The sequence below is a fragment of the uncultured Lactobacillus sp. genome (assembly GCF_902491705.1).
Taxonomy (GTDB): Bacteria; Bacillota; Bacilli; order Lactobacillales; family Lactobacillaceae; genus Lactobacillus.
Genome location: NZ_CABUIW010000021.1, coordinates 25,391 through 31,720 on the forward strand (window position 1 = coordinate 25,391; position 6,330 = coordinate 31,720).

General features: G+C 35.4%; 5 protein-coding genes and 1 pseudogene. 2 read left to right on the top strand and 4 right to left on the bottom strand.

Going from position 1 to position 6,330, the window contains the following annotated elements:
• Positions 1-5: 5 nt before the first annotated feature.
• From RDN22_RS05530 to RDN22_RS05545, 4 genes and pseudogenes are all read right to left on the bottom strand, one after another.
• Positions 6-955 (bottom strand): annotated as a pseudogene (locus RDN22_RS05530) (IS30 family transposase).
• 312 nt (positions 956-1,267) lie between these two features.
• Positions 1,268-2,665: an IS4 family transposase gene (locus RDN22_RS05535; protein WP_308556698.1), complete on the bottom strand. Its 1,398-nt coding sequence runs from the start codon at positions 2,663-2,665 to the stop codon at positions 1,268-1,270.
• Positions 2,666-2,898: 233 nt separating this feature from the next.
• Positions 2,899-3,462, bottom strand: coding sequence for a C40 family peptidase (locus RDN22_RS05540; RefSeq protein ID WP_308556699.1), 564 nt, complete (start codon positions 3,460-3,462; stop codon positions 2,899-2,901).
• Positions 3,463-3,646: 184 nt separating this feature from the next.
• On the bottom strand, positions 3,647-4,195 hold the full coding sequence (locus RDN22_RS05545) for an AAA family ATPase (RefSeq protein ID WP_308556700.1): 549 nt from the start codon (positions 4,193-4,195) through the stop codon (positions 3,647-3,649).
• 95 nt (positions 4,196-4,290) lie between these two features.
• Here RDN22_RS05545 and RDN22_RS05550 point away from each other — a divergent pair, with 95 nt between their 5' ends.
• A complete protein-coding gene (locus tag RDN22_RS05550) occupies positions 4,291-4,593 on the top strand; it encodes a DUF2187 domain-containing protein (RefSeq protein ID WP_308556701.1) in 303 nt (100 codons plus the stop codon).
• A 92-nt stretch (positions 4,594-4,685) separates the two neighbouring features.
• Complete coding sequence (locus RDN22_RS05555) at positions 4,686-6,191, top strand: O-antigen ligase family protein (protein ID WP_308556702.1); 1,506 nt, start codon at positions 4,686-4,688, stop codon at positions 6,189-6,191.
• Positions 6,192-6,330: the final 139 nt, after the last annotated feature.

Sequence of the window (6,330 nt, forward strand, 5' to 3'; positions counted from 1 at the left end):
ACACTTTATGCAGTTTGATAGATATTGTCTAACTCTTTTTCAAATATTTCATCTGGTGTGTGATATGCCAATTGTTTTCTTGGCATTGTGTTCATTCAGGTTTCAATATCAATAACTTCCTAAAGTGTGTAGTTATCAATACGATCACCTTTAGGAATGAAGCGACGAATTAGTCCGTTATGTCTTTCAACACTGCCTTTATCACAAAAGATATTATTCCAGTGCTCCTGATAGTTTTCATGCAAATCATTAAAAGCCTGCATAACACTGGCAGAGGTCTTATCTGGAATACGGATAATTAAGAATTTAGGGCTCTTTCACAGAGAGCCAATAATACTTTATCATCTTTTGTCTTATGGTCTAATACTAAATCACATTCCCAGTCGCCAAAACGATTGCGCTTGTCTATTTCTTTTGGACGCTCTTCAATACTTCGTCCAAGCTTCTTTTTGCTCTGGCGAACACGTTTAGACTTGGTATTACGTTTAAGCTTCTCAGGTAAATCGGCGCTTCTAATGCCAATTAAGCCTCGATCTACGTAATTATAAAGCGTTCTTGTGCAGACTACTTCTTGGCTAGAGAACAATCCTGTTGCAGTAGCGCGGCCCCAGCAAGCATCTAAAGACCAGTGATAGTCGTAAAAATGATTTGTCACATAGTCAATGAATCTTTTGAGTTCAAGGTACTTGAGCTTACGACCAGAATTTTTGCGATGATTCTGATAGGCTTCTTGACCAACTTCTGCTTTATAGCGTTTAACTGTCCCATGATAAAGGCTAACAGTGCCACGTTTAATTTCGTTTGAAATAGTTTGTGGTGAACAGCCTAGTTCTCGTGCGATAGAGCGCATAGATCTATTATCTTTACGACGAATTTGAATCAAAACACGTTCTTCATAGCTTAAATGTTTTCCACGAGAATGTTTAATCATGGTAGAATTATTAGAAAGGGTCATTTGAATACCTCGTTTTAAAAATGTTTTTGTGGTTATTAACATTCTATCAAACAAGGTTCAAATGACCTTTTTTAATTTAGGCCGAAGTGTCCAACTTCATTTTACAATCGGCCATTTTAAATGGGCATATAAAAATTTGGTATTTAAAAATATTAACAATGTATCTAAAGAATTTTTAACTAAAATAATAGTAGGAGATATTCTCAACATTATCGAAATATAGATGTCTCAAGAAATTCCTGATCATCCGCAGAATTTTTCAAAAATATTTTTGATATTAATGGACAAATCAATTAATGACTTAACGTCAAATTAAACGGTAACAGATACATTTACCTGATTTTTACCATATAGCTTATTAATACATTTCTTCATAAAATAAATTGGAGGCTGGACTTTTATAGCTCTGGTATATTTACGACCTGGTCGGACTGGAACAGTATAACGACTGATTCTATTTAAAATTTTAAAGAAAATTTGATCAGATGAGGATTCAAGATAGTACTTATGAATGATAGAACAAGCCATTTTGAAGTTGATAATATAGCTATACTTGCAATGCTTTTGCGGCACATAAGCCTGACAGTCTATCTGACTGTTTACATTGAACATGATCATATGAGCTAACATTTCCATTTCAATGAATTTATCTTGCTTAGAATGAAATTGTACACAGCCCAAATCGTATTTTAATTTTCTAAATGAACTTTCAATACCCCAACGCATGTGATATAGCTCTTTCATACGTGACAATGGGAAATCTTTTCGATTCAAATTCGTTAAAACAACTTCCCATTCTTCTTTGCCAGAATCTGGGTCATTGATTCTAAATTTACAGGCTCTAAATTTAACTGTACAGAAATCTTCGAAATCCCAGCGAGAGTCTTTAGTATTCTTGGAACGAACTTTTTTATAATGCTTCTTTTTGTGCATTACTAAATGGATGTTTTCATATTGATGATGAGTAACATAATATCGACTAGAAATTGTAACCCTACAACTAATATCGGTATCATATTCTTGAGCAGGCAATGAAATTATTTCTTTAACTCCACCACCAGTGTCAATTCTGGTGCGAATAACATAATAACAATTTGACATACGATTACAATTTTCAATTAGATTAAAACTGCTGTAGTCACGATCCATCGTGACAATATATGGACCACATTCTAATCTTTTAAGCATTTCAATAGCTGCGCTACGTTCATCCATTTTAGTTTTTGGTTGGAAAACACAATCTTGATAAGTATTATTAAGTAAATCGTAGATAGCATTAGCGTGCAGTTGACAAATAGGTTTAGGAGAATGATTAGCTATTATATTTTTAGAATTTGGATTGAAAAGCTGGTTAAAATCAGAACCATCAATAGCGAAAAGACGATACTGATGATCTAAAAGCTGCACATTAGATAGCCCTTGATTAAATGCATTTAAAATATGTTTAAAACATTCAGGCGTTAGCTTAGATTTTTGTTGGACATAAGCAGAAGCTGTCATCAGCTCATCTTCATCTTCAAAGGTATCATCAAGTTCTTTTTCCAAACTATTTCCTTGCATATTAAGAGTAGTTTTAATCAAGGTAAAGGCATCAAGCTTACGCTTTCTAGTAAAAGCAGAAGATGAGTCAATAAAATCATGGATATGATCTGCAGTTTCATTGATAATTAGATCTAAGCGCTTTAAAATATTGGTATGAAGGTTTTTCATATTAATACCTGAACTTTCTATGAAAGACCCGAATAATATAGTGATGAGAGGAAGGGCTTCAACCTTCCTCTTTTATTTTACGAAGAAGAGAGTAAAAAGAGTAAAAAAGAACTCAAATCAATAACGATTTGAGTTCTTTAAGAACAACTAAGTTTTGACAATGTCTTATCTTACTAACTTCAATTCTTCATCTAACCTAATTTCTTATTTTTTGAGAAATATAATTTTAAAGCTTAGTCGATAACACGCTTAGCTGATGATGGGAAGAATGATGCTAAGGTTTGAGTCTTAACATTTTGACCAGGAGCTGGTGCGTGAACAAACTTACCGTTACCAACGTAAATACCTACGTGTGAGTTACCCCAGAATAACAAGTCACCCTTCTTAAGCTTCTTAGTTGAAACTGCAACTGACTTACCAAGAGTAATTTGACCATAAGTAGTTCTTGGCAAAGTCTTGTTGATTGCGTTCTTGTAAACGTAAGTAGTCAAACCTGAGCAATCGAATCCGTAAGGACCAGTTGCGCCCCAGATGTAAGGCTTACCGATTTGCTTCTTAGCAAGCTTAACAACTGCATCACGCTTCTTGTCAGCTGCTGAAACTTTCTTAACTGATGAATCAGCTGGAGTGTTTATTTCAATATCTGAAGTAGAGTTATCAGTGTTTACAGTAGTAGTATTAGCACTATTAACGTCGTCAGCGTGAACAGTGGCTGCTGGAACATTAACAGTTGCAAGACCTGTAAAGAAAATTGATAAAGCTGCTGTATATTTAACTAAAGTACGTTTAAAACTCAAAATTTATTTTCTCCTTAAAATTATTTTTTATTTTTAGTTTTTTAAATTCATTTATTTAGTGATCTCTTAGATCAGTTGACGGTTTATATAATACCGTTCAAATGTTACATGAATGTTTCAAAAAAACTACCATCCCGTTAAGAAACGGTTCAAAATGAAAAATAATCTGTAATAAAGAGAAATGTTATTGTTCTTTAAGCCTTGATACTATTGAGTCAAGCGCTGCTTTAGTCTTTGGTAAGTCATCGTTAACTAATATATGTGCGTATTGTTTCAAATCATCTGGCAAAAGGTTTAATTCGCTGCCGCTTAGGCGTTCCTTGATCTTTTCAGAATCGTCGCCACGCTTCAAAAGTCGCTCTTTTAACTCCTCTTTGGTTGAAGTTGTTACATATAAGAAATAAACTTTATCGCCTAATTGCTTAACATAAGTGTAAACACCCTTGATATCGACAATCAGCGACACTAGATCATGTTTTTTCCAAGCGAGGTTTAAAGCTTCACGACTTGAGCCATATTGATATGAACCATATTTAATATGTTCAAAAAAGTGCAATTGCTCAAATGTTTCATCTGTTTCAAAATGATATGATACATTCTGCTTTTCACCTGGACGCATGGGACGCGTAGTATGGGTTAAAACGCGCGGAATGTCATATTTTTCATTTAAATAATCTGAAATAGTCGTCTTGCCAGCACCACTTGGGCCTGCAATCAAAATTATTTTTTTCAAAAGAAATTCCCCTCACTTGAAAATATTGCTTTTATATATTACCATTCCAATGTTACAAAAGACTAAGACTTTTCATTGGAAAGGAAAATAAAACTATGAAAAAAGCAGATGTAAAGGTTGGCGCAATCGTTGGCGCTAAGTCAGAAGAAGAACTTAAAAAGCCATTCCAAGGCAAAGTTGAAAAAATTTACGAAAATTCTGCACTCTTAGCTATCACTTCATACGATCCCGTTGATGCAACTTCAGTTAGCGACTTAAACAACAAGATCGTAGTTAACTTTAAGAACTTAAAAGCTGCTCGTGCTGCTAAGAATAGTAAGACTGCTTCAACTAACGAAGTTAAGGTAGAAAAGATTGCCAAAAAAGACGGCAAGAAGTCTGACAAGGACAAGAAATAGTTCAAATTAATAAAAGAATCCCGCGTGCTTGTTTACGCGGGCATTTTTTTTGCCTAAAATTATAAAGATATTGAAATTATAGAGGGAAGAAAATGAAAGAAAAAACAAGAACCGTCCTTTATTGGTTCATTTTGATTCAGCCATTTTTGGACTTGTATTGGTTCTATAATGGAAAGCTTGCCGACGTTCTGCCGTTCACGTTGCCAACCATTATCAGAATCCTTGCCGTTTTTGTCATTTTTTGCATGTTTTTTAGTCAAAAGCAAAATTGGCAAAAGCTTGGTCAAGAAAAGTGGCTGATCGTTTATCTGGCATTATTGATCGTTTATTCGATATTGCACTTGATTCACGTTAGACACTTCAATAGCGTGAACCCTAATGACTACAATTACTCCACAGTTAGTGAAATCTTTTACTTGATCAGAATGATTTTGCCACTGCTCGTCATCTTTTTTACAAAAGAACTCGACTTTACCAAAGAGCAATTTAGACACGTTATTGAGGGTATCAGCGGACTTTTCTCATTCACGATTGTCATTAGTAACCTCTTCGTAATTTCGCTGAGAAGTTACGAAACTGGCTTTATCAGTGCCAATATCTTCGAGTGGTTCGTTAACCCTAACATCGGCTACTCACACATGGCGTCAAAGGGCTTCTTCAACTTCGCCAACATGGTTTCAGCCGTACTCTTCATGTTAATGCCGCTCATGCTGTATTTCATGTTCAGCCATTTCAATTGGAAGACTGTAACACTGAATGTGGTGCAAGCTTTAGCGATGATCGAACTTGGTACTAAGGTTGCCTTGATCGGGTTAATCGGCGGCATTATCGTTGGAATTTTGTTATACGTTTTCCATTTATACATCGTTAAAGATGTGAAGAAAAATGGTAAGGCGATTGTCGTGGCTCTGCTGATTGAAGCAGGAACTTTGGCGATCATCCCCTTTGGCCCAGCAATTCAGCGCTACAACTACGAAAAATATCTAGCTCAACAATCCGATAATAGTTTGACGCAAGCCAAGGAAGAATTGGCAGCTGGACTTAAGAAATACCCAAGTGGGCAAAAGCGCAAGGAATTTTTAACTAAATTCATCGGCGAGCACTATCAAGATTATGCTTTAAACAAAAAGTTTGTCGTTAAGAGCTATCCTTACAAATATGATCCAGAATTTTGGCTTAAGATCATGAATGAGCCGGGAACTTCCAGAATGGAGAACCGCCATGTCGAAAAGGCGATGCTGGATCAAGTGGTTAAGACTAACAATAATAAGTTAGATAAGGTATTTGGTATTTCTTATACTAGAGAGACCAATATCTTCAACTTAGAGCGCGACTTTACTAGTCAGGTATATTCTCTTGGCTGGGTGGGGATGCTCCTTTTCATTGGCCCATACGTAGTAATTATGCTTTATGCAATAGTTAAGTGGCTGTTAAACAAAAAGCGGCGGACGTATCTTATTAGCTCGATGCTGGTATCGATTGCCTTCATGCTGTTTGCGGCATTTTTATCAGGCAATGTAATGGACTTCTTAACCGCCAGCTTTATCCTGGCCTTTATGGAAGGCGGATTGCTTAGCGAATTGAAGAAAGAAGACTAAGTATTTCATGCTATAATATCAACTGTTGAATAGATTGATTTATACATAATAAGCGATCGAAATATAACACAAAAACCGTTACCTTGTAGTGACCCAAGAAAATTGGACACTTTATTGATATTAAGCTATTAAGGATTGA